Annotated in this window: 20 protein-coding genes and 4 pseudogenes; 12 read left to right on the top strand and 12 right to left on the bottom strand. The window is 68.3% G+C overall.

Going from position 1 to position 22,225, the window contains the following annotated elements:
* Positions 1-13 precede the first annotated feature (13 nt).
* Positions 14-364, bottom strand: coding sequence for an AI-2E family transporter (locus SY89_RS19245; RefSeq protein ID WP_321163881.1), 351 nt, complete (start codon positions 362-364; stop codon positions 14-16).
* Positions 365-475: 111 nt separating this feature from the next.
* On the opposite strand from SY89_RS19245, the gene SY89_RS02260 reads away from it, so the two are divergent.
* The 3 genes from SY89_RS02260 (at position 476) to SY89_RS02270 (ending at position 3,409) form a co-directional block, all read left to right on the top strand.
* Entirely contained in the window at positions 476-1,612 is a 1,137-nt protein-coding gene (locus SY89_RS02260; protein ID WP_054584648.1) for a thiamine ABC transporter substrate-binding protein, read from the top strand.
* A 116-nt stretch (positions 1,613-1,728) separates the two neighbouring features.
* Entirely contained in the window at positions 1,729-2,757 is a 1,029-nt protein-coding gene (locus tag SY89_RS02265) for an LLM class flavin-dependent oxidoreductase (protein ID WP_054582987.1), read from the top strand.
* Between the two features lie 214 nt (positions 2,758-2,971).
* Positions 2,972-3,409: a DUF1810 domain-containing protein gene (locus tag SY89_RS02270; RefSeq protein WP_054582988.1), complete on the top strand. Its 438-nt coding sequence runs from the start codon at positions 2,972-2,974 to the stop codon at positions 3,407-3,409.
* Between the two features lie 18 nt (positions 3,410-3,427).
* On the opposite strand, the gene SY89_RS02275 is transcribed toward SY89_RS02270, so the two are convergent.
* Positions 3,428-4,105 carry a class I SAM-dependent methyltransferase gene (locus SY89_RS02275; protein WP_054582989.1) on the bottom strand — a complete coding sequence of 226 codons (678 nt, stop codon included), beginning with the start codon at positions 4,103-4,105 and terminating at the stop codon, positions 3,428-3,430.
* 122 nt (positions 4,106-4,227) lie between these two features.
* Between SY89_RS02275 and SY89_RS02280 the strand changes: the two genes are divergently transcribed.
* Complete coding sequence (locus tag SY89_RS02280) at positions 4,228-4,812, top strand: DUF7090 family protein (protein ID WP_054582990.1); 585 nt, start codon at positions 4,228-4,230, stop codon at positions 4,810-4,812.
* 233 nt (positions 4,813-5,045) lie between these two features.
* Here the strand turns inward: SY89_RS02280 and SY89_RS02285 are convergent.
* From SY89_RS02285 to SY89_RS02300, 5 genes and pseudogenes are all read right to left on the bottom strand, one after another.
* A pseudogene (locus tag SY89_RS02285) lies at positions 5,046-5,827 on the bottom strand (DUF7089 family protein).
* Positions 5,827-5,925: a hypothetical protein gene (locus tag SY89_RS19785; RefSeq protein WP_449271569.1), complete on the bottom strand. Its 99-nt coding sequence runs from the start codon at positions 5,923-5,925 to the stop codon at positions 5,827-5,829. Before SY89_RS19785 ends, SY89_RS02285 begins: the two are co-directional and overlap by 1 nt.
* Before the next feature lie 57 nt (positions 5,926-5,982).
* Positions 5,983-6,081 carry a hypothetical protein gene (locus SY89_RS19470; protein ID WP_394325727.1) on the bottom strand — a complete coding sequence of 33 codons (99 nt, stop codon included), beginning with the start codon at positions 6,079-6,081 and terminating at the stop codon, positions 5,983-5,985.
* A gap of 840 nt (positions 6,082-6,921) precedes the next feature.
* Entirely contained in the window at positions 6,922-7,344 is a 423-nt protein-coding gene (locus SY89_RS02295; protein WP_054582992.1) for a DUF2073 domain-containing protein, read from the bottom strand.
* Between the two features lie 2 nt (positions 7,345-7,346).
* A pseudogene (locus tag SY89_RS02300) lies at positions 7,347-7,987 on the bottom strand (Era-like GTP-binding protein).
* A gap of 1,074 nt (positions 7,988-9,061) precedes the next feature.
* Here SY89_RS02300 and SY89_RS02305 point away from each other — a divergent pair.
* A pseudogene (locus SY89_RS02305) lies at positions 9,062-10,875 on the top strand (Cdc6/Cdc18 family protein).
* 62 nt (positions 10,876-10,937) lie between these two features.
* On the opposite strand, the gene SY89_RS19250 reads toward SY89_RS02305, so the two are convergent.
* On the bottom strand, positions 10,938-11,177 hold the full coding sequence (locus tag SY89_RS19250; protein ID WP_189319094.1) for a hypothetical protein: 240 nt from the start codon (positions 11,175-11,177) through the stop codon (positions 10,938-10,940).
* The gene (locus tag SY89_RS02310; protein ID WP_189319095.1) at positions 11,174-11,758 is read right to left on the bottom strand and encodes a S26 family signal peptidase; all 585 of its coding nucleotides are present in this window, start codon (positions 11,756-11,758) and stop codon (positions 11,174-11,176) included. Before SY89_RS02310 ends, SY89_RS19250 begins: the two co-directional genes overlap by 4 nt.
* Before the next feature lie 123 nt (positions 11,759-11,881).
* Between SY89_RS02310 and SY89_RS02315 the strand changes: the two genes are divergently transcribed.
* Together SY89_RS02315 and SY89_RS02320 are read left to right on the top strand one after the other, a co-directional pair.
* Positions 11,882-13,996 (top strand): S9 family peptidase, encoded by a 2,115-nt coding sequence (locus tag SY89_RS02315; protein ID WP_054582993.1) that lies wholly within the window; start codon positions 11,882-11,884, stop codon positions 13,994-13,996.
* A gap of 360 nt (positions 13,997-14,356) precedes the next feature.
* Complete coding sequence (locus tag SY89_RS02320) at positions 14,357-15,274, top strand: hypothetical protein (protein ID WP_239685493.1); 918 nt, start codon at positions 14,357-14,359, stop codon at positions 15,272-15,274.
* Here SY89_RS02320 and upp read toward each other — a convergent pair.
* Positions 15,222-15,900 (bottom strand): annotated as a pseudogene (upp, locus tag SY89_RS02325) (uracil phosphoribosyltransferase). The gene SY89_RS02320 and the pseudogene upp sit on opposite strands and share 53 nt — an antisense overlap.
* Positions 15,901-15,978: 78 nt before the next feature.
* A complete protein-coding gene (locus SY89_RS02330; RefSeq protein WP_054582994.1) occupies positions 15,979-17,766 on the bottom strand; it encodes a DNA-directed DNA polymerase II small subunit in 1,788 nt (595 codons plus the stop codon).
* Positions 17,767-17,873: 107 nt separating this feature from the next.
* On the opposite strand from SY89_RS02330, the gene hisA reads away from it, so the two are divergent.
* Positions 17,874-18,602 (top strand): 1-(5-phosphoribosyl)-5-[(5-phosphoribosylamino)methylideneamino]imidazole-4-carboxamide isomerase, encoded by a 729-nt coding sequence (gene hisA / locus SY89_RS02335; protein WP_054582995.1) that lies wholly within the window; start codon positions 17,874-17,876, stop codon positions 18,600-18,602.
* A gap of 48 nt (positions 18,603-18,650) precedes the next feature.
* A complete protein-coding gene (gene hisB / locus SY89_RS02340) occupies positions 18,651-19,238 on the top strand; it encodes an imidazoleglycerol-phosphate dehydratase HisB (protein WP_054582996.1) in 588 nt (195 codons plus the stop codon).
* Here hisB and SY89_RS02345 read toward each other — a convergent pair.
* Positions 19,235-19,744, bottom strand: a complete 510-nt coding sequence (locus SY89_RS02345; RefSeq protein WP_054582997.1) for a hypothetical protein — start codon at positions 19,742-19,744, stop codon at positions 19,235-19,237. The genes hisB and SY89_RS02345 overlap by 4 nt on opposite strands.
* Positions 19,745-19,842: 98 nt before the next feature.
* On the opposite strand from SY89_RS02345, the gene SY89_RS02350 reads away from it, so the two are divergent.
* The 3 genes from SY89_RS02350 to SY89_RS02360 all read left to right on the top strand — a co-directional run bounded on the left by SY89_RS02350 (position 19,843) and on the right by SY89_RS02360 (position 22,171).
* The gene (locus SY89_RS02350) at positions 19,843-20,343 is read left to right on the top strand and encodes a hypothetical protein (protein WP_054582998.1); all 501 of its coding nucleotides are present in this window, start codon (positions 19,843-19,845) and stop codon (positions 20,341-20,343) included.
* Positions 20,344-20,976, top strand: a complete 633-nt coding sequence (locus SY89_RS02355; RefSeq protein ID WP_054582999.1) for an IMPACT family protein — start codon at positions 20,344-20,346, stop codon at positions 20,974-20,976.
* Between the two features lie 73 nt (positions 20,977-21,049).
* A complete protein-coding gene (locus SY89_RS02360; RefSeq protein ID WP_054583000.1) occupies positions 21,050-22,171 on the top strand; it encodes an NAD(P)/FAD-dependent oxidoreductase in 1,122 nt (373 codons plus the stop codon).
* The last annotated feature ends 54 nt before the right edge of the window (positions 22,172-22,225 follow it).

Here is a 22,225-nt window from a genome sequence, read left to right on the forward strand (position 1 = left end):
CCCGCGGCGGCGATCAGGGGGTGGTCCGGATCACGTAGGAGAACTCGCCGACGGCGATCGGGATGGTGTCCGGCAGCGTGCGTGCCAGATCCAGCAGCGTCGACCGCCGGCGGTAGAGCACGTACGCCACCGGTACCACGGCGCCAACCATCACCAGCCCCGCGACGCCCGTGACCGCGGCCGTCGCGACCCGGCGGGAGTGGCCCCGGTCGACCAGCAGCTGCCGGAACGGGAACAGCGTGTACGCCACCGTGATGGCGAACACGACCGTGTACAGCACCTCCGCCAGCACGACCGCCGACAGCGCGGTCAGGCCGAGGAGCGCGAGCACCAGCAGTCGGGTCTCCCCCCAGTCGCTGTTCATACCCTCTTCGGGAACCCGGGCGGGCAAAACCGTTGTCCCGGACGACACCGCCCCGGATCGCACCCCTTAACTATTACTGGGGGAAACAACCAGGTAATGAGCCGAGACCGAATCGACAGGCGGCGCTTCATCCAGACGGCCGGCGCGGCCGGCGCGGCGCTACTCGCGGGCTGTTCGGCCGACGAGGTCGACTCGCCGACAGACACGACCGACCCCACCGACACCACGTCGACGACCGTCGGCACGACCGACCGCTCCAGCGACACGCTCGTCGTCGCGACGTACAGTTCCTTCATCGACGCGGTGAGCACCAGCCCCGGCGGCTGGATCAAACAGCGCTTCGAGTCGGAGTTCGACGCAGACCTCGTCTGGCAGACGCCGCCGAACGAACTCGATCAGTACATCCAGCGAGCGAACGCGGACGTGGAGATCGACGCCGACGTGTACGTCGGGCTCAACGTCGACGGCCTGATCCGCCTCGACGAGAACCTCGAGCAGGACTCGCTGTTCGCGACGGCGCCGGATCTCGACGGCACCGCCGACATCAAGGACGGGCTGAACTTCGACCCGCAGGGGCGGGCGGTCACTTACGACACGGGGTACATCAGCCTCGTCTGGAACGCCACCGCCGACGGCGACGAGTTCGTCGCGCCGGAGACGTTCGACGGGCTGCTGGAGTCGGAGTACGCGGGCGATCTGATCGCACAGAACCCCTCCTCCTCGGCGACCGGCCGGGCGTTCCTGCTCCACACGATCCAGGCGAAAGGCGAGGAGAACTACCTCGGCTACTGGGCTGACCTCCAGGAGAACGACGTGCGAATCCTCGGCAGCTGGGGCGACGCCTACAGCGCCTACGGCAACGACGAGGCGCCGATGGTCGTCTCCTACTCCACGGATCAGGTGTACGCAAACCGCGCGGAGCAGGACATGGATCGCCACCAGATCCGGTTCCTGAACGACCAGGGGTACGCCAACCCCGAGGGGATGGCCCAGTTCGCGAACAGCGACAGCCCGGAGCTGGCACGGTCGTTCATGGAGTTCATGCTCCGCCCCGAAGTGCAAGCCGAGGTCGCCGTCCGCAACGTCGCGTTCCCCGCGATCACCGACGCCGAGTTCGGCGAGGAACACGCCGAGTACGAGCAGTACGCGCAGGTCCCGCCGGAGGCAGTCAGCTTCAGCTACGACGAACTCCGGGGGAACCTCCAGGGCTGGATCGAGGACTGGAGCCGCCAGATCGCGGGCAACTGATCCGGTCGCCGGCCGATCCCCACGCGGTCGCTGATCGGTCCTCGCCCGGTCACCGATCGGTTCTCACCCCACGCCGGTAGCCGAACCGTTTTCCCCCGCAGCCACCGCCGTTCGGTATGAAGCTCTCCGCCGTCGACCTCTCGCCAGTCCCCGAAGGCGGTACCGCAGCCGACGCGTACGAGCACACCGTCGACGCCGCCAAGCAGGCCGAACGGCTCGGGTTCGAGCGCTTCTGGGTCGCCGAACACCACGGGATGGCCAGCCGCCTCGCCGGCACGACGCCGGAGGTGCTGTTGGGCCACCTCGCCGGCGAGACCGAGTCGATCCGCCTGGGCTCCGGTGCGGTGCTGCTGAACCACTACAGCCCGTTCAAGGTCGCCGAGCAGTTCGGCGTCCTCGACGGGCTCGCACCCGGGCGCATCGACGCCGGACTCGGTCGCGCGAACGGCTCGCCCGCGGTGGATCGGGCGCTCGGTACCAGTCGGCGCGTCCAAAACCCCGACGAGGACCACCGCGAGAAGGTCGAGGCGGTCGTGAACCACCTCTACGACGACTTCCCGGCGGGCCACCAGTACGCCGACATCGAGATCCCGCGGTCTGGCGCCGACGAGCCCGAGTCGTGGGTGCTGGGGTCGAGCGCCTCGAGCGCGAAGATCGCCGGCAAGCTGGGGATGCGGTTCTGCTTTGCGGCGTTCATCCGCCCGCAGTTCGCGGTGCCGGCGTTCGAGGCCTACCGCGAGACGTTCGAGCCCGCCTCACTGGCCGGCGGTGTCGAGGAGCCCCAGGGGATGGTGGCGATCAACGCCGTCGCCGCCGAGACCGACGAGGAAGCGGCGCGCCTGCGGGCGGTCGCGGAGGCGTCGTTCAAGCGCATGCAGCGCGGCGAGCTCGGGTCGACGCCCGCAGTCGAGGAAGCGATCGACGAACTCGGCGGGGTGCCGGAACCGACGCCGGCCACGCTCGACGAGGGCGAGTGGCCGCGTGCGATTTCGGGGAGTCCGGAGACGGTTTCGGGGCTGCTGGAGCAGCTGGCCGACCGCGTCGGCGTCGACGAGGTGATGCTCCAGCACGTGGTGCCGGACCACGAGCAAGCACTCCGCTCGCACGAACTGATCGCGACGGGGCTCGGCGTCGACCCCCGGTGATCGCCCCACGTCTGATCTGGCCTGAATAACGCTACTCCGAACCGGGGAGAATTCACTTCGAGCCGGAGTGAATCCACTCTGAGCCGGAGTGAATCCACTCTGAGCCGGAGTGAATCCACTCTGAGCCGGAGTGAACCCCCTCTGAGTCGTGTTGACCCTACTCGGAGTCGGGGTGAAGCTTTTCCTGTGGACACACCGACGCAGACCGGGAGCCATGACCACCGCGGACGACCCCCACGACCTGCAGCGGTTCATCGAGGCACAGGACCCCGTGATCGACGACGCCAAGCGCGAGCTCCGGGCGGGGCGGAAGCGCAGCCACTGGATGTGGTTCGTGTTCCCCCAGATCGAGGGGCTCGGCCGGAGCGAGATGTCCCGTCGCTACGCGATCGCCTCACGGGCTGAAGCCGAGGCCTACCTCGCACACCCGGTATTGGGGGCGCGGCTGCGCGAGTGCACGGGGATCGTCAACGCCGTCGATGGGCGGTCGGCCAGCGAAATATTCGGCTCGCCCGACGACAAGAAGTTCCGCTCCTCGATGACGCTGTTCGACGCGGTCGCGGACGATCAAGCCCCGTTCCGGACGGCGCTGCGAACGTACTACGACGGCCAGCGCGACCGGAAGACGCTGGAACTGCTCGGCGACGGTTGAACACGCTGGAGGGCGTTCTCAGGGCGCGACGCCGACGGTCAGCAGCGTCCCCCACGTCCGGTAGCGCTCGACCATCGCCTCGCGCGTCTCGAACCCTTCGTGAGGGAACTCCGAGTCGTCGGGGATCTCGACCTCACGGTCCGGGACGTTGTCCTGCTCGGCGACGTGCAGGCCGGCGTCGCGGAACGCCTCGCGGTACTCGCTGCGGTCCCAGCGAGTCATCTCGATCTCCATGTTCGCCTGCCACTCGTGGGAAGCGACGTTCTCCTCGTAGTAGTTCACCGCGCAGTAGAACGTCCCGCCGGGGCTCAGCACGCGCCGAATCTCCTCGAGCGCGTGGTGGGGGTCGTTCGCGTAGTAGAACGCCTCCATCGAGAAGACGTGGTCGATCGAGTCGTCGGCGAACGGCAGGTGGTCGAAGTCGCCGACGAGAAAGCCCACGGCGCCGTCGTCGGTGTAGCCGTCGGCCTTTCGGGCCATTTCGGGCGAGCCGTCGAGGCCGTAGGCGGCGTTGATACCCCGCTCGTGCAGCGCGCGCAGGGCGTACCCGCTGCCGGTCCCCAGGTCGAGGACGGTGTCGCCGTCCTCGACGGGCATCCGGGCCAGTATCGGCCGCGCGGTGTGCCAGTGGCGCTCTTCCATCCCCTGCTCGCGGCCCTCGGCGGCCCAGGCGTCGAACTCCTCGCGAACGCTCATGGGCGGCGTTGGATCGTCCCCGGCAAAACGGGTTCGGCTCCCGGTCGGGCGGGCCGCCGACCGCCGACGCCGATCCGTGCCCTCGCCGCGAGTTTCAAGTCTCCGCCGGTGTACTACCGCCTATGGAGTACGACCTCGCCATCGACGGCGCACCCGAGACCGTCCCGGCCGGTACCGCCCTGCTGCTGCTCCACCCCAGTATCGGGGAGACCGACCGCGTCGATACGGACTTCCTCAGCGCCGACACCGACCGATTCCTGGTGATCTCCACCCGGACCACCGCCCGGGAGGTCGAACAGAAGCTCGAGTACTACGAGGTCGACGAGTCCCGCGCGGTGATCCTCGACACGCTCTCGATCGAGCGCGGGTACTCCCGCCGGTCGGCGCCGAACATCCACTACGCCGCCGGCCCGGACGACGTGGAGGGGATCGTCGAGGACGTGGCGTCGTTCCTCGAGAGCACCGAAGGCCGCCGCCGGATCACGTTCGACTCGCTCTCAGAACTCGCCTACTACGGCGACGAGGCCGCCGCGCTCGAGGCCGCCGAGCGACTGATCGAACTCGTGCGCGAACACGACGCCGTCTGCCTGTTCCACCTCTCCAGCGAGGTCCACGACGACGAGACGGTCGCCACCTTCGCCGACCTGTTCGACGGCACCGTCACCCTCGACGACGACGGCAACGTGAGCTACGAAGCCACCGAGTAGGCTCGTGCCGCGTCGGTCGTCGTCGATTCAGTTGACTCAGCCAGTTCTCGCGGGCAGTTCCTGTTCCACTCGAAGCAGCAGGGGTCGGCGGCGGAGTTGAAGCGCTCGTTCCAGTCGAAACGGTTCGTGCAGTCGAAGCCGTGGCTGCAGTCGAAACAATCGAAAGAAGCGAAACGCCCGAACGCGTCGAAAGTGCCGTAGTCGTCGACGGCGTCCCGTAGCCGTCGACCGCGCTACTCCGTCAGCGCGTCGACGGTTTTCTCCGCCCACTGGACCGCGTACTCCGCGCCGTGGTCGCGGTAGGCCAGCGTGTCCAGCGCCGCGAACGGCGCCGGCAGGTCGAGCCCGTGTTTCACGGCCGAACACGCCAGCTCAGTCGCCGCGGGGAACGTCGTCTCGCCGCGGGCGACCTCGCCCGGCAACTCCTCGATCCGGCCGACGAGGCGATCGCCGGCGTCGTCCCACGCCGCGTGGAGGTCGTCGTGCTCGCCCGCCCAGGCGCGGAACCGCTCGCGGGTGTGGAGCCCGACCCAGGCCTCGAACAGCGCCATCGCGACCTGGTACGTCGCCGCGCCGCCGAGCCCGAGCGCGTCGTCGAGTTCCGTGTAGCGCTTCCCGAAGAAGGGGAGGAAGCTCTCGGGAACGCCCTCGTCGATCTCGACCAGCGCCTCCGCGATGAGGAACGACCGGAACCCCTCGGGGGTTCCTGCGGCGCGGGCCTTGACCAGAACCGTCGGCGGCTCGGTCTGTCGGGTCCAGACGACCGTGCCGTCGCCGGGCAGCCCGATCGTGAACTGCGCGCCGGCGTACGCCGTCAACTGGGCGGGGGCGTTCGCTGGCAGCCAGGATTCGGGGAAGGCGGCCGGATCCAACGCATCGACGAGCAGACCCAGTTCCTCGGCGACCGCGGGCGGGAGCGTCTCGAAGTCCTGCTCCACGTCGAGAACGGGACCTCGGGGGTGAGTTCGCGGTGCAGTCGCTGGACCGGCGGGGCGAGCGTCCGCTCGGCGAACATCAGGCGCCGCTCGAGAGAACGATCTGGAAGACCAGAGCGAGCGCCAGAAGCGCCGACAGGCCGACTGTGCTGGTGACGATCTTCGTCGCCGTGCTCATACTCGCTGTTCCGGCCGCACCGCTGTTAACAGTTGCTGAAAGCGGGCGACTGCGGACTCAGTCCTCGTCGATCCCGTAGTCGTCGGCCATCTCGATCACGTACCGGCCGTCCTCCTGGAGCGAGATGATGTACTCCTTCCGGTCGTACAGCTCCATGAGGTTGAGTTCGTACTGGCCGGGGCGGTGATCTTGATGCTCTCGAACTGTTGGTTGAGCTCCTCGCGGAGCGCCCGCAGATCGGTGTCCTCGTCGGTCACCGGCTCCTCGCGTTCGGGCGCCGAGCCCGCGACGGGCTGTTTCTCGACCGGCTCGGGGTCGTCGGGTCCGAGCGCCCCCGAGAGGTCGAACTCGTCGGGATCCGACCCCGACGGCGTCTCCGCCGGTGGCCCCTGTGGCGTCCCGCGGCCGCGGCTGGCTTCCTCCCGTGACGCCTGACTTTCGGCATCGGACACCTGCCGGCGGGCGTCGTCGATCTCGTCGGGGCTCGCCGCGGCCGAGCGCGCGTCCCGCTGGGCGCTGTTCTCCGCGCCCGTCTCGTCTGCGATCTCGGCGTCCCGGAACTCCTCCGCGTCCCGAAGCGCCTCGTCGGCACCCGCGGTGGCGGTCGTGTCGGCGTCGACGGCGTCTGCCGCCTCCTCGCCCGCGGCGTCGGCAGCATGTGCGGTGTCGTCGGGAAGATCTATCTCCCCGCCGGACCCGGGGTCAGACAGCGATTCGGCTGGCTCGGTCGGCGACGCTGCTGCTGCCGGCTCGGTCGTCGAGACGGCGTCCGACTGCTCGGCCGTCGAGGTCGGTTCCCCCTCGGGAGCGTCGCTGTCGGCCGTCGACGCCGGTTCGCCGGACTCCCCCATCGACGCCGGCTCGTCGGGCTCGGAGTCCCGATTCGGCGGCTTGAACTGGAACTTGTTCCCGCCGCAGTTCGGACAGCCCGAGAGCATCTCCTTGGAGCCGTCGTCGAACTGCTGGCCGCAGGTGGTACACTCGTGAGGCACGGGCCTACTTGCGCGAGACGAGCGTGCTGATGAGGTTCTCGTCTTTGTGCAGCGTCTCGATCTGATTGGCCGGGCCGATCACCGTCAGCTTCTGGGTGTCCTCTTTCCCCATCAGTCGGTCGAACAGTCCGGGGTTGCCCGAACTCGATTTGGGGTAGGTCTCGATCTCGATCCCGTTGAACTCGTCCGGGCTGATCTCGGTCATCGTGACCTCGATCAGCTTCGACTCCTCGTCGGGGGTGAGTCCCTCCTCGAGGATCACGATGTTGCCCTCACGAACGCCGTCGAGGATCAGCCGGATCTTCTCCATGCTGGTGAGCCCCTCCATCCGGGCGCCGCTGATCATGTCGACCCGGACACCGTCGTCGGGGCCGTCCTCACCCTCGGTGGGTCCTCCGTCGCCGTCGCCGCTGGTTACTTCGGGCATTGTTAGGAGAAGTACTCCGCGATTTTCTCGTACACTTCGTCCATGTTCTGTCCTTCGAGCGCCGACAGGGGATGGTCTCGTGCTGCGGGAACGCGTTCGCGATCCGCTGGATGTCCGACTCCTCTTTGTCGATCTTGTTCGCGAGGATCAACACCGGCAGCTCCTGACTCTCGATGATGCCGATCAGCATCGTGTTCACCTGCGTGAACGGATCCTCGGTGCTGTCGAGCACGTAGATCACGCCGTCGACGTCCTCCCGAAGCCAGTGCATCGCCTCCGCGACGCCCTCGGTGGCCTCCCGGGAGCGCCGGACGGCGTCCTCCTTCTCCATATCGTGGTCGAGGAACTCCTCGTAGTCGACTTTCGTCGCCACCCCGGGCGTGTCGACGATGTCGATAGTGACCTCCTTCCCGTCGCGCTCGATAGTCACCCCCTCCTTGCGGCGCGCTCGCCGTGTCTCGTGGGGGATGTGGCTCTCCGGGCCCACCGCGTCGCCGGTCCAGTCGCGGGCGATCCGGTTCGCCAGCGTGGTCTTTCCGGCGTTCGGCGGGCCGTAGATCCCGATGCGCTTCGGCTCCGCTGAGGCAAACAGGCCGTCGGTGACCCGCGTAATGCTGTCTTTCAGACTCGTGAGCAGACCCATCCTTATCTCCTGCCCCACTACAGTAGGGGGCTGTTACCCAGAGTAGTGCTGGCAATCCACTTAAGAATGGCGTCAGACGGGGTTCGACGCCCCCGATCGGCGTCGATTCCGGAAACGACGGTTGGCCAATCTACATGTCGAATATACTGAATCAGGAGTTCGAAACGAGTTCTCGCCCGACGCTTGGCGGAGAGTTTTCCACTCGAAATGGGGGTGTGGGGTCGTTCGGAACGAGGGCGCGACTCCGAATTCTCTCGATACCGGTCGGGAGATCGTCGATCAGGCGAATATCCGTTTCGTGGAACGGCATCGAACACCCCCTCCCCCTTGTTTCGTGTGGAGAACCGGATCAGGGAGGGGTGGGGTGTCGAGCTGTCGGCGAGACACGTAACTAATCAAACCAGACGCCCAATAAAGAAAAGATAGAGATTGCAGTACGGACTAATCTATCGTCGTGTGTAGTAAAACTACCGCTCGTGTCAGGGCAGTTCCTGCCGCTTCTCGACCCCCACCCCCGTCGTTTCCGTGTTCCAGGCGAAACGAAGGGGTGGGGGGTCCGGCCTCCCCCTCGTTTCAGGTCCACCCACCGATCCACTCGATTGTCCTCCGTGCTGTTGGTGCTCCCAAACGAGGTCCGGTGCAGTTCCGCTGCAGTTCACATCGACGTCCGTCCGTTCCTGGACAGGTTATCCCGGCCCTCCGTTTCAACTCTACGTGCTCCGTTTCAACTCCACGTGAAGCGACGGCGACTGCAGGCCGCGACCGGATCAGCTCGGACAGCGTCGACCCGGAGCTCACCCCGACTCGAGTAGTGAACCTCCCGAAATATCGGGGAAGGCGACGGGGTATGGTGAGATTACCGCACAGCGGCTCAGTGTTCGGTGAGCCGTGATCTCCCGGCGCAGTACCGTTTCAACAGGGACAGGTTTTTGGTACCCCTATTCATTTGGTTCGAGTGCATCAACTGGACGGCAGTTCGGAACACGTCGCGCTGAATCGGGTCTTGCAGGCGGTTGCACGGCGGATATACCGATTCCGGATGCCGTTCTCCACTCGAAACGCAGGGGTATCCAAATGAACGACACCGACGACACAGGTCCGGCGGAGGAAGCGGACGATCCGAACGATAGCTGGCCGATCGCGGACGACAGGGAGCGAACCGAGGAGCGTGACGACGAACGCGACGACGAGGACGTGCCCGCGGACACCGTGGCTGGCGAAGCGAGGGACAGCGACCCTGACCCCGACGCCACGGACGATCACGCGTCGACCGACAGCGCCGCAGAGAGCGACAGCGAGCACGATGACGATCCAGCGGCCGGCGGCGTGACAGCCGACGATACGGCTGACGACAGTGAGACCGACGACGGTGGGGCGGACCCGGCGTCGGTCCTCGACACCGGCGGCGAGCCCGTGACCGACGACTCGGTCGACAGCGTCGGCACCTCCGTCGACCTCGACACCGGCGGCGTCGACATCGATCGGATGCTGGAGGACGACGGCGACAGTCAGGGGCTGTTCGACGACCTGATGGCGGGGGAGCCGATCTTCAGCAACAAGGAGGTCCTCCGACCCTCCTACACGCCCCACGAACTCCCCCACCGGACCGACCAGATCAACCAGATGGCCACCATTCTGGTCTCCGCGCTGCGCGGGGATACCCCCTCGAACATCCTCATCTACGGCAAGACCGGAACCGGGAAGACCGCGAGTGCGAAGTTCGTGAGCCAGGAGCTCGAGTCCACCTCCCAGAAGTACGACGTGCCCTGTGAGGTGGAGTACATCAACTGCGAGATCACCGACACGCAGTATCGCGTGCTCGCCCAGCTCGCGAACAAGTTCATCGAGAAGAACCGCGAGATCGTCACCGACCGACTCGAGGAGCTTCGCGAGCTCCGCTCGGCTGCGACAGACGGTGACGACGCCCTCGCGGACACCGAGTTCGAGTCGATCGAGGCCGTCGACGAGACGATCGCCGAGTTGGAGGCCGACCGCGACGAGATGGAGGAGGTCCCGATGACCGGGTGGCCCACCGACCGGGTGTACACGAAGTTCTTCGACGCCATCGACTACCACGAGCGCGTGGTCGTCATCATGCTCGACGAGATCGACAAGCTCGTCGAGAAATCCGGCGACGACACGCTGTACAACCTCTCCCGGATGAACTCCGAACTCGAAACGTCACGGATCTCGATCATGGGGATCTCCAACGACCTGAAGTTCACCGACTTCCTCGATCCGCGAGTCAAGTCGAGTCTGGGCGAAGAGGAGATCGTCTTCCCCCCTACGACGCCAATCAGCTCCGGGACATCCTCCAGCACCGATCTGACGTGGCGTTCAAAGACGACGCGCTGACTGACGACGTGATCCCGCTGTGTGCGGCGTTCGCCGCCCAGGAACACGGCGACGCCCGGCGCGCACTCGACCTCCTGCGGACCGCGGGCGAACTCGCCGAACGGAGCCAGGCCGAGACGGTCGAGGAACAGCACGTCCGACAGGCCCAGGACAAGATCGAACTCGACCGCGTCGTCGAAGTCGTCCGGACGCTCCCGACCCAGAGCAAGATCGTCCTGTTCGCGACGATCCTCCTGGAGAAAAACGGCGTCCACAACATCAACACCGGCGAGGTGTTCAACATCTACAAGCGGCTCTGTGAGGAGATCGACGCCGACGTGTTGACCCAGCGCCGCGTCACCGACCTCATCAGCGAACTCGACATGCTGGGGATCGTCAACGCCGTCGTCGTCTCGAAGGGGCGCTACGGCCGCACGAAGGAGATCTCGCTGTCGGTCCCGATCGAGGAGACCGAACACGTCCTGCTCTCGGACTCCCGGCTCGGCGACATCGAGAACGCCCAGCCGTTCGTCCAGGCCCGCTTCGACAACTGACCACGCGTTCGCTCGTTCACGCGCCGTTTCCACTCGAAACGGTGGGGGTTACCTCGAACCAGTCATCCAACGACGGCCGGCGCTGTCGCCGGACCAGTCCCACCACTACCGGCAGCGACCACTGTTTCGGCTGGACTCGAAACGGTGGCGTTCTCGGGCGAGTTCACCGCCGTCGCGTTCGCGCTCGCGGTTTCGATGGCGCCGACCGGGCCCGGCGTCGCGGCGCCCGAGAAGCCCAGTCGGACCCAGCCGAGGTAGGGGACCCGGACTCTGGCAGTGCCGACGACCCAGTCGGCCTTCACCGGCGGGCTGATGTTCTTCGTCTGGTCGTAGTACGCGTTGTTGTCACCTTTCGTGATGAAGCCCGCGTGGGGGCCGGACAGTTGTCCATCTCCTCGCAGTTGCTGGCGCCTTGGACCCACGCTTTGTTGGCCTCGTCGTACCAGTTCTCCCCCTCCTCGACCCAGAACCGGGCGCGATGGATGATCGGCGGCCCGACGTTTCCCGTGCTGTCGTAGACGATCACCGTCCCGTAGTCGTTGAACGTCTTGTAGCCCACCTCCTCGCCAACCCGGTGGGTGACGACGCCGGTGTCCTCGCGGGCAGCGTCGGGGGCGAACCGACCGGGCTCGGTGACGAAGATCAGGTCGCCTTTCTGCATATTGGGGTCCATGCTGCCGCTCTCGACGGCGACCATCGGCGGCCAGACGCCGCTGACCCCGAACAGCAACAGTCCGACCAGCGCGACGGTCGCCATGCTGGTCAGCATCTCACGGGCGAACATCAGCGGGCCGCTCTCGGCGGTCAGAAACTGTTGGAGTAGCCCGTCCGGCTCGTCGTCCTCGGCGGGGGGCTCCGGCGGGGGACCTTCGCCAGCGCTCATCTGCTACCGGCTTGTCGGGGGCGTCCATAGGCCTTCTGACTGGCCCTCCCGCCCGGGTCCGCGCCCCCGGCCGGACCGGCCGCAACCGACACCCTTTCGGTCCGTAGGGCCGCCCGTCACTGCATGGCACGCATCGAGGCTGCCGACTTCCACGACATCGCCAAACCCGGCGACGTGCGCCTCTCGCCCGACGGCGAGGAGGTGGCGTTCGTCCGGAAGGTTCCCGACGACGACGAGAGCTACGAGTCCACCGTCCACCTCGTCCCCAGCGACGGGAGCGAGGAGCCCCGCCAGTTCACCGTCAGCGAGGGTGGCGACAGCCAGCCCCGCTGGTCGCCCTCCGGCGACCGCATCGCCTTCGTCTCCAACCGCGGCAAGGACGACGACCGGCCGCAGCTCTGGATCATCCCCGTCGGCGGCGGCGAGGGCCGACAGGTCACCGAGGTTCCCGCCGGCGTCCAGGGGATCAGCTGGTCGCCCGACGGCACCCGGATCGCGTTCACGCAGTCGACCACCGCCGACGAGCGCGAGGAGGGCCTCGACGTGGACATCTCCGAGGAGGACGAGTACGAGCGCGAGACGCCGGACCCACGGGTCATCGACCGCACCGTCTACCGCACGGCCCAGCAGTACTTCGACGGCGCGCGCTCGCACGTGTACGTCGCCCACGTGGGCACGGAACTGGCGGGCGTCGACGACGTCGAAGTCGAGCGGGTCACCGACGGCGACGTGGACTTCGGCGGCCCCGAGTGGGGTGACGCGTCGACGCTGTACTACACCGCACAGGACGTCGGCGACGACCCGGACGACTCCCACCGGTACTCCATCTACGCCTACGACACCAACGCCGAAGAAGCGGAGAAAGTCCACGAGACCAGCGGCTGGGGCGCCGGCATCGCCGCCAACGGCGACGGCCGCGTCGCCTTCCTCTACAGCGAGGAGGACCAGATGAGCATCCAGCCGACCGAGCTCAAGACGGTCGACGTCGCCAGCGGCGACGTGGCGTGGATCTCCGAGGAGCTCGACCGCGGGCTGGGCTACGAGGCCGCCCCACAGTGGGGCCCCGATGGCGAACACGTCTACTTCTCGACACCAGACGAGGGCAAGACCAGCGTCTGGTGTGCGCCCGGCGACGCCAACGAGGCGCCGAGCCGCGTCGTCCGCCCCGGCGCGGTCAGCGCGGCCCACGTCGGCGAGGACCAGCTCGCGTTCGCGATGAGCGAGTGGGACCACCCCGGCGACGTGTTCGTCTGCAGCCGCCAGCACGCCGACCAGCCCGGTCTCGACGGTGGCACCGGCGTCTCCCGCGAGGGCTGTCGCCGGCTGACCGAACTCAACGACGACTACCTCGACGATGTCGAGGTTCAGGAGCCCGAGGAGCTCCACTTCAACTCCGAACAGGGCGAGGTCCACGGCTGGACGATCACCCCCGACGACTTCGACGAGGACGACAGCTACCCCCTCGCCGTCGAAGTCCACGGCGGCCCCCACGCGATGTGGACCACTGCCGGGACGATGTGGCACGAGTTCCAGACGCTCGCCGCGCGTGGCTACGTCGTGTTCTGGTCGAACCCCCGCGGCTCGACTGGCTACGGCGAGGACTACATGCAGGCGATCGAGCGCGACTGGGGCGACGTGACCCTGACCGACGTGATGGCCGGCGTCGACCTGCTGACCGAGCGCGATTACGTCGACGAGGACGACGTGCACCTCACCGGCGGCTCCTTCGGCGGCTTCATGACGTCGTGGGCGGTCGGCCAGACCGACTTCTTCACCTCCGCGGTCTCACAGCGCGGCGTCTACGACCTCACGGGGTTCTACGGCTCCACGGACGGCGCCTACAGCCTCGTCGAGGGTGACTTCGACACCACGCCGTGGGAGGAACCGGAGTTCCTCTGGGAGAAGTCGCCGATGGGCCACGCCCACCAGGTCGACACGCCGACGCTGCTCATCCACTCCGACGACGACTACCGGACGCCGGTCTGCACGGCCGAACTCTGGCACCGGATCCTCCGCAAGCAGGGCACCGATACCCGGTTCGTGCGCTACCCGCGCGAGGGGCACGAACTCTCCCGTTCGGGCGAGCCGGGCCACATCGTCGACCGCATCGAGCGCATCGCCCGCTGGTTCGACGGCTACAGCGAGCATCAGGACGCCGAGCGCGCACTTGACCGTGAAGCCAACGACGGGCTCTCTGCGGGCGAAGAGGAGGACGGCGACGACGAGAGCGAGGAGTAGAACTGGGTAGCTCTCGGTAGTTCTTCAGGGGGCCGCTTCACGTGGTCGTCAGACGGACTCCCTGCCCCCGGTTTCGAACTGAAGCGAGGGGGTTCGCTGGCACGCTATTCGGTAGCAACCAACTCGGCCCACGGGCCGTGAGACCGCTCGAAACGGCTCCGGAGCGCTCCCGAGCACTCCGGGGGACGCCTTCCGCTGGCCGGCGACCGACCACCCCTCGGCGGGTCTCGATCCGAAGCGATGGGGTTCGGTGTGGCCTCCTCACCCGCGATAGCCGCCTCGATATGCACTGTACGGTCGGTAACGGCTCGCTCGTGTAGCCCAGAAGGCATTTACTTCGACCGGCGGAACCACCGGGCGATGGACCGCCGCCGAGTCGCCCTCCTGCTCGCCGTCGTCGGCCTGCTCTGTCTGCCGGCGCCGTACTACCTCGGCTGGGCAGCGGAGGCCACGTCCCCGCCCGAACGAACTTCCCAGATATACGCCGCGGAACCGATCAACCTCGACGACGCCTCGGACCGGAAGCGGCTCGTCGACGCCCACGGCCACGAGGTCACGATCGCGGACTATCGCATCACGGCACGCTACGGCGACGACTACCGGGCGCCGAACGCCACCCTCGCGGCGCTGGTGACCGCGATGCGCGAGGGCTCGGCCAGCGTCGACGACCCCGATGCCCGCGCCGACCTCCGCGAGATCGGCGCCGCCAACGAGTTCGTCCGTGACACGAACGACAACACCGAACCCGACGGCTACTACCGGCTCTCGGTCGAGCAGAACGGGTCGGTGGTCCGCGCCGAGCAGGTCTCGCTCCGTCCCGTCGCCGACGCCATCGCGGACCGTGCGCCACGCTACGCGACCCTCTCGGCGGGGGAGCAGCGCACCGTCGACCGTATCGTCGATAACTCGACCGGCGAGGGCGGGGGTACCGGCCACACGTCGACGAGCCCTACGTCGACCAGCTGCCGACGCCGGTCCACAAGGGCGACACGCTGTACAGTATCAGGGTCTACGGCCACGTCGACGACTTCGGACCAGCATTCGGCGGCTTCGTCGTCGGGCTCGGTGTCGCGGCGGTCGGCCTCGTGTTGCTGCTGGCCAGTGGCGGGCTCTACGGCTACGACCGCTTGCGCGACTCGTCAGCGTAGGCGCGGGTGCCCGTCGTCGCCGGATCCGTCGGCGTCACGCGGCCGGTTCGGGGGCGCAGGCGAGTTCGCTCTCCTCCTCACGTCGTCCGGAACGATCGATCGCCGGCGTCGCCGAGGCCGGGGACGATGAACCCCTCGTCGTTGAGTTCGTCGTCGATCGACACAGTCAGCAGGTCCGCCTCCGGGAACTCCTCGTTGACGCGGATGAGTCCCTCCGGCGCCGACACCGCCGAGAGGACGAACAGGTCCTCCGGCTCGTCGTCGGCGGCGTCGAGCACGTTCTCGAGCACGGTACACATCGTCGAGCCGGTCGCGAGCATCGGGTCGGCGACGATCACGGTGTCGTCGTCGGTGATCTGGGGAGCTTCTCGTAGTCGACGGTGATGGGGAACGTGCCGTCGTCGTCCATTCCGGCCTCCTCGTCGCGGCCGGCGGAGATGACGCCCTGCTTCGCGCGGGGAACGCCTTCAGCAGCCCCTCGACGAACGGCGTCGCCGCCCGCAGGACGTTGATGATCACCACGTCGTCGAGCCCTTTGACGCGCTCGCCGGTGGTCTCGGTCAGGGGGGTCTGGACGGGGACGTACTCCGTCTCCATCGCGCCGTCGATGATCTCGTAGCCACAGATCCGGCCGAGCTTCACGAGGCCCTTGCGGAAGCCGACCTGTTCGGTCTCCACGTCGCGGATCTTCGAGAGCGTGTCCTTCGCCAGCGCGTGCGTGACCAGGGAGGCCTGGTCGCGGTCCTCGATGGGCATTATCGGTTGTGGAACTGCGAACGGCATAAACTCGGGCGGTTCAGTCCCTCCGTGTGGACACGACACGAACCCCGCCGCTCAGACGAACTTCCGCACCGTCATGTCCAGCGTGTCGAGGTCGAGGATCGGCGCGTAGCCGTAGTCGGGGTCGATGTTGACGGACTTCTGGAAGTCGGTCTGCTCCTGCCAGCAGCCCGAGTTCACCGCGAGCACGTTGTGGTACTTCCCCCAGCCGAGCTTGTGGACGTGGCCGGTGTGGAACACGTCCGGCACCTCGTCGATGACGAGGTAGTCCTTCTCCTCGGGCGCGACCCGGGTGTGACCGCCGTACTGCGGGGCGACGTGGCGCTTTTTCAGCAGCTGGTACATCGCCTTGTGTGGCTCGTCGTAGCTGGCCTTCTCCGCGGGGAGTTCGGCGATCACCTCGTCCAGCGAGACGCCGTGGTACATCAGCACCGAGACGCCCTCGACGGTCACCGTCGACGGGTTCCCCGTGAAGCGTGCGTCGTGGGCGCTCATGATGTCCCGGAGCTCCTCGGTGAACGCGGGCTGGGGCTCCGCCAACCGGACGGCGTCGTGGTTCCCCGGGATCATCACGATCTCCATGTCGCCGGGCACCTTCTTGAGCTCCTCCGCGAACGCCTCGTACTGTTCGTAGATGTCGACGACGTCGAGTTCCTCGTCCTGGTCCGGGTAGACGCCGACGCCCTCGACCATGTCGCCGCCGATGAGGAGGTACTCGACGGCCTCGGCCTCGGAGGTGTGGAGCCACTCCGCGAAGCGGTCCCACGCCCCCTGTGCGAACTCCTGGCTGCCGACGTGCACGTCGGAGATCAGCGCCGCCTGGACGTGGCGGTCCGCGGTGTTCGGTTTGTGGGTTCGAGGCACGTCGGGAAAGTGCAGCGAGTCGACGAACATGATCCCGCCGTCGTCGGCCAGCGTCCCCTGTACCGCGAGACACTCGTCGAGCAGCAGGTCGTCGACCAGCGGCGCGAACGCCCGGTCCTTCATGATCAGGCAGGGGAACGTGCCGGTCGTGTCCTCCAGTTCGACGATCCAGTGGCCCGAGGCCGTCGACCGGATGTCGTCGACGAGCCCGATCATCTCGGCGTCGCTCCCGCCGGGCATCGACTGGATCGCCTCGGCGGGCCGGTGGTTCACGCGACCGCGCAGGAGCCCCGAAAGGCGCTCGTAGCGATCCTGGAAGGTGCCGACGAACTCCGCGTACTCGCCGGTGCCGGTCGAGCGACCGGTCACGTCGTTCGAAATCTCGGGGGCGGGCGGGGAGCGGTCACCCACGGCGTCGGCGGCCGCGGTCGCCGATGACGGACTATCGGCGTCGGCAGCCGCGGTCGCCGATACCGAACGATCGGCGTCGGTAGTCGCGGTCGCCGATGAAGAAGCTCCAGACCCCGTTGTTTCGGCTCCACTACCCGACTCTTTCGCCCGGTTTTTCGTATTTTCCGTTCCAGTCGAAACGCTGGTGTCGCTCCCGTCTCCGTCGGCGGACTCCGCCGCGGAGTCGTCGTCGCGCAGCAGTTCGTCCGCGGGGGTGGGGTCGTTCTCGCCGCCCATATCCGTCGGCGCCTGCTCCGCGAGGTCGGGGGCGCCCTCGGGCGTTTCGGGGTGGGTCGGATCGTCCGGAGTCGCCTCCCGCTGGGGGTCGCCGCCGAGCAGATCGTCCTCGAGCGCCGTGCGGGCGTGCTCGACGGTCACGACGAACGCGTCGCCGGCGGCGTCGGCGGCCGCTTCCGCCGCGAGTTCGGGCTGGCCGGCGTTCGCGAGCAGCGTGACCGCCTCGCGCTCGGCGTTGTACCCCCGGCTCGTGAGCTCCTCCACGAGCCGTCGATGGGACTCCTGTGGCACGACAGCCTCTCGGCGAGGGCCGGGCAAAAGCGTGACGACGCGGGCCGCCCCGTCCCGTCGAGCCCCGCTTCCGGCACGGCTAAGCGAGCGGCGCCCCAGCATCCCGTGTGAGCCAGTTCCCGACGTTCGAGGTGATCCCCGCGGTCGACGTACAGGAGGGCGAGGCGGTCCAGTTGGTGGCGGGCGAGCGCGACTCCGGGACACGCTACGGCGACCCGGTCGCCGCTGCGGAGCGCTGGCTGGACGAAGGCGCGGCGACGCTCCACCTCGTCGATCTCGACGGCGCGTTCGAGGGCGAGCGTGCGAACGCCGACGCCATCGCGGCCATCGTCGACGCCACCGGCGACGACGTGGCCGTCCAGGTCGGCGGCGGCATCCGAACCGTCGCGGACGCGACGAGCCTACTCGACGCCGGCGTCGACCGCGTGATCCTCGGCACCGCGGCGGTCGAGAACCCCGGGATCGTCGAGGAGATCTCCGAGACGCACCCGGGCAGCGTGATGGTGAGTCTCGACGCGAAGGCGGGTGAGGTCGTCGTCTCCGGTTGGACCGAGGGGACCGGCCTCGACCCGGCCGCGGCCGCGGCGCGCTACGAGGAACTGGGTGCGGGCTCGATCCTGTTCACCAACGTCGACGTGGAGGGCCAGCTCTCGGGGATCGACCGCGAGGCTGTCGAGCGCGTCGTCGGCGCCGTCGACATCCCGGTCGTCGCCAGCGGCGGCGTGACGGATCTGGACGACGTGGCCGCGTTGCGAGACGCCGGCGCGGCGGCCGTTGTGGTCGGCACGGCGCTGTACGAAGGTCGCTTCTCGCTGCGCGAGGCGATGGATCGCTGAGTTCGGCCAAGCACAACCGCTTTCCTCCCCGCGCCCGCGTGTCCGCCCATGAGCGACCGGCACGCGACCGTCACCCGCGAGACCGCCGAGACAGCGATCGAGTGCAGCCTCGCCGTCGACGGCGACGGCGAGAGCGAGGTCGACACCGGGGTCGGCTTCCTCGACCACATGCTCGACTCCTTCGCCCGCCACGGGCTGTTCGACCTCGAACTGCGCTGCGACGGCGACCTCGAGATCGACGACCACCACACCGTCGAGGACGTGGGGATCGTCCTCGGGCAGGCGTTCGACGAGGCGCTGGGCGACCGCGCGGGCATCCGTCGCTTCGCCGATCGCCGCGTCCCGATGGACGAGTCGCAGGCGAGCGTCGTCGTCGACGTGTCCGGCCGGCCGTACTTCCGGTTCGACGGCGAGTTCTCCCAGGAGCGGATCGGCGGGTTCACCAGCGTGCTCGCCCGGCACTTCGCGCGCTCGCTGGGCCAGCACGCCGGGCTCACGCTCCACTGTGATGTCGAGGGGCAGAACGCCCACCACGAGGTCGAGGCGCTGTTCAAGGGGCTCGCCCGCGCGCTCGACGACGCCACCCGGCTCGACGAGCGCCGGAGCGACACGCCGAGCACGAAGGAGACGCTCTAAGGCTCCCGGAGCTGGCCGTCCTCCGCGACCAGCCGCCCCTCGTCGACGGCGTGGTCGAGCACCGCGTCGATCTCCTCGCGTTCGAGGTCGTAGGCGTTCGCGAGTATCGACTCCACCTCGCTACGGTCGACCGGGAACGGGCGGTTCGAGAGCATCCGCATCGCGCGGTCGTACTGTGGCGGCGTGTCGTCGTCCGCCGCGGGCGTCGACGGCGTGGCACCGGTTGCCGCCGAGTCCGCGGGATCGGCACTGGCCCCGCCGGTATCACTCCCGGCCGACGCGTCCATCGTGATCCCGGCCGCGTCGTCGACCCGCTCGTCGTCGCCGGCGTCGGCGCCCGCTTCCGCACGCTCGATCAGCGGCTCCATCACCCGAAGCAGCTTCGTCTTGCAGTCCGGACAGAGTGCAACCGAGCGGTCGCCGCCGCCGAGGCGCGGGGGAACCACGGCGTACTCGCCCACGTCGTCCGGACTCGCACAGAAGTAACACGACTGGAGGTCGGCCATAGTCGGGCGTCGACCCCGGCGGTGAAAAAAGCCGTGTCGTCCGCGGCCACGGCCGGAAGAGTGGGTTTAACTCTCCACCGAGTGTTCCTCCGGCAAACGTGTTCGACGAGATCATGGAGAAGTTCGAGGGGTCGCCCTCCCAGCAGGCGGTGGTGCGGCTCCTGCTCGAACGCGGCTTCTCGATCAACGACGAGGGGCGGGTCGTCTCCGGCGAGATCGAGATCCCCAACACCCAGATCGCCCGCGAGATCGACGTCGATCGGCGCGTCGTCGACTCCACCACCCAGGCGCTGCTCGACGACGACGAGCTCCGGGACATCTTCCGGAACATCTCGGCGGTGCCGAGCCTGATGGATCTCGCCCCCGTGCTCGACTTCACCGTCGTCCGGGTGAAACCAACCGACGCCGACGCCGCGGGCATCGTCGCCCGGGTCACCGAGGTCGTCGCCGACGAGGGGCTGTCGATCCGGCAGGTGCTCTCCGACGACCCCGAGTTCGCTGACGAGCCGATGCTGTACCTGATCCTCGACACCGACCCCTCCGGTAAACTGCTGAAACGTGTCCGCGACCTCCCCCACGTCCGGGAAGTGAGCTTCTGAATGACCGACCCCGAGCCGTTCCGCACCGTCGCCGGCCGCGGCGAGGCCCGCTTCGAGATCCGCGGCTCGGAGTTCATCGGCCACGTCGACCGCGCCGACAGCGTCGACGCGGCCGAATCGTTCGTCGACGCCGTCCGCGAGCGGTACGACGACGCGACGCACAACGTCCCGGCCTACCGCGTGCCGGCGGGTGACACGGCTCCCGACCGCGTGAACGAGGTGCTGATCCGCGAGTACCAGAGCGACGACGGCGAGCCGACGGGCTCCTCGGGCAAGCCCGCGCTGAACGTGCTCCAGCAGCGCGACCTCCGGAACGTCGTCGCGGTCGTGACGCGCTACTACGGCGGCACCAACCTCGGCGTCGGCGGCCTCGCCCGCGCCTACTCCCGGGCGGTGAAGGAGGCCGTGGACGACGCGGGCGTCGAGGCGGTCCGCCCCCGTCACCGCTTCACCGTCACCGTCGAGTACGACGACTCCGGCACCGTCCGGGGGATTCTCGACGGCGCGGACTGTGAGTTCGACGCCGCTTACGAGGCCGAGGTCGCCTTCGACGTGTCGGCGCCGGTCACCGAGAGCGACGAGCTACGCGACCGGATCCAGTCGGCGACCAGCGGCCGCGCGCGGATCGAGTAACAGTCGGCGACCGACTCGCCCCCGGACCCCCGACGGGCGCAACCGTTTTGCCCCCACCGTCGAACCGACCCGCATGCTCGAACGGACGGACGTGGTCGTCGTGGGCGGCGGCATCGTCGGCACGGCGGCCGCCTACCAGCTCGTGGACCGGGGAATCGAGACGGTTTTGGTCGACGAGGACCGGGCGGGGAGCGCGACCGCCGCGGGCGCGGGGATCATCTCCCCACCAACCAGTAGCCGGCGCGAGAACGACGACTGGTTCGCGTTCGCCGAACTCGCCGCGGCTCACTACCCGGCGCTGATCAGCAGCCTCGAAGCGGCGGGGATCGACGACCACGGCTACAAGCGGGGCGACATGCTCTCGATCGCGCGCACGCCGGCCGAGGCAGAGACGATCGAGACCGACCTGGCGCGCGCTCAGCGACGGGGCGCGTCCGTCGAGGAGATCTCGCCCGCCGAAGCCGAGGCGGCGTTCCCCGCGCTCTCGGGCGTCGAACGCGCGCTGCGGTTCCCCGACGCCGGTCGCGTCGACGGCGCGATGCTCACGGCCGCGCTCGATCGGGCGGCTCGGGCGGCTGGCCTCACTGCCGTCGACGGGCGCGTCGAGGCGATACACACCGACGAGGGGGCGGTTTCTGGCGTCGTCGTCGACGGCGACCGGCTTGAGGCGGACCGGGTCGTCGTCGCCGGCGGCGCGTGGTCGGGCGGGTTCGGCGACGATCTGGGCTGCTCGTTGCCCGTGAGCCCGATCCGGGGGCAGATCGTCCACCTCGACGGGAGCGACATCTTCGAAACTCCGGGCGACCTCCCGATCGTCGGGAGCGTCGCGGACAACTACATCGTGCCGTGGGCGGACGGCCGGATCGTCGTCGGTGCCACCCGCGAGCACGACGCCGGTTTCGACCCGCGGATCACCGCCGGCGGCGTGCAGACCGTGCTCGATTCGGGGCTCCGACTCGCGCCCGGCCTCGCCGAGGCCACCTTCGAGGAGGTTCGGGTCGGCCTCCGGCCCGGGAGTCCGGACGGGCTGCCGATACTCGGCGAGATCCCGGGCGTCGACGGCGCCTACGTCGCCACCGGCCACGGGCCGACGGGGCTGACGCTGGGCCCCTACTCCGGCGCGGTGGTCGCGCAGTCGATCGCCGGCGAGGAGCCGACGGCGGATCTCTCGGCGTTCGATCCGGCGCGGTTCTAGCCCGCGGCCGGCACGGAACAGGAAACTTATCCGCCCTACGGCCACTACTCGGGG

This window comes from Halolamina pelagica (assembly GCF_001307315.1).
Lineage (GTDB): Archaea > Halobacteriota > Halobacteria > Halobacteriales > Haloferacaceae > Halolamina > Halolamina pelagica_B.

Bases quoted from the DNA above. Each gene is read 5' to 3' on its own strand.
- SY89_RS19245 (WP_321163881.1), bottom strand. From the start codon at position 364: ATGAACAGCGACTGGGGGGAGACCCGACTGCTGGTGCTCGCGCTCCTC.
- SY89_RS02265 (WP_054582987.1), top strand. From the start codon at position 1,729: ATGAAGCTCTCCGCCGTCGACCTCTCGCCAGTCCCCGAAGGCGGTACC.
- SY89_RS02270 (WP_054582988.1), top strand. From the start codon at position 2,972: ATGACCACCGCGGACGACCCCCACGACCTGCAGCGGTTCATCGAGGCA.
- SY89_RS02275 (WP_054582989.1), bottom strand. From the start codon at position 4,105: ATGAGCGTTCGCGAGGAGTTCGACGCCTGGGCCGCCGAGGGCCGCGAG.
- SY89_RS02280 (WP_054582990.1), top strand. From the start codon at position 4,228: ATGGAGTACGACCTCGCCATCGACGGCGCACCCGAGACCGTCCCGGCC.
- SY89_RS19785 (WP_449271569.1), bottom strand. From the start codon at position 5,925: ATGAGCACGGCGACGAAGATCGTCACCAGCACAGTCGGCCTGTCGGCG.
- SY89_RS19470 (WP_394325727.1), bottom strand. From the start codon at position 6,081: ATGGAGCTGTACGACCGGAAGGAGTACATCATCTCGCTCCAGGAGGAC.
- SY89_RS02295 (WP_054582992.1), bottom strand. From the start codon at position 7,344: ATGCCCGAAGTAACCAGCGGCGACGGCGACGGAGGACCCACCGAGGGT.
- SY89_RS02310 (WP_189319095.1), bottom strand. From the start codon at position 11,758: ATGAGCGCTGGCGAAGGTCCCCCGCCGGAGCCCCCCGCCGAGGACGAC.
- SY89_RS02315 (WP_054582993.1), top strand. From the start codon at position 11,882: ATGGCACGCATCGAGGCTGCCGACTTCCACGACATCGCCAAACCCGGC.
- SY89_RS02320 (WP_239685493.1), top strand. From the start codon at position 14,357: ATGGACCGCCGCCGAGTCGCCCTCCTGCTCGCCGTCGTCGGCCTGCTC.
- hisB (WP_054582996.1), top strand. From the start codon at position 18,651: ATGAGCGACCGGCACGCGACCGTCACCCGCGAGACCGCCGAGACAGCG.
- SY89_RS02345 (WP_054582997.1), bottom strand. From the start codon at position 19,744: ATGGCCGACCTCCAGTCGTGTTACTTCTGTGCGAGTCCGGACGACGTG.
- SY89_RS02355 (WP_054582999.1), top strand. From the start codon at position 20,344: ATGACCGACCCCGAGCCGTTCCGCACCGTCGCCGGCCGCGGCGAGGCC.
- SY89_RS02360 (WP_054583000.1), top strand. From the start codon at position 21,050: ATGCTCGAACGGACGGACGTGGTCGTCGTGGGCGGCGGCATCGTCGGC.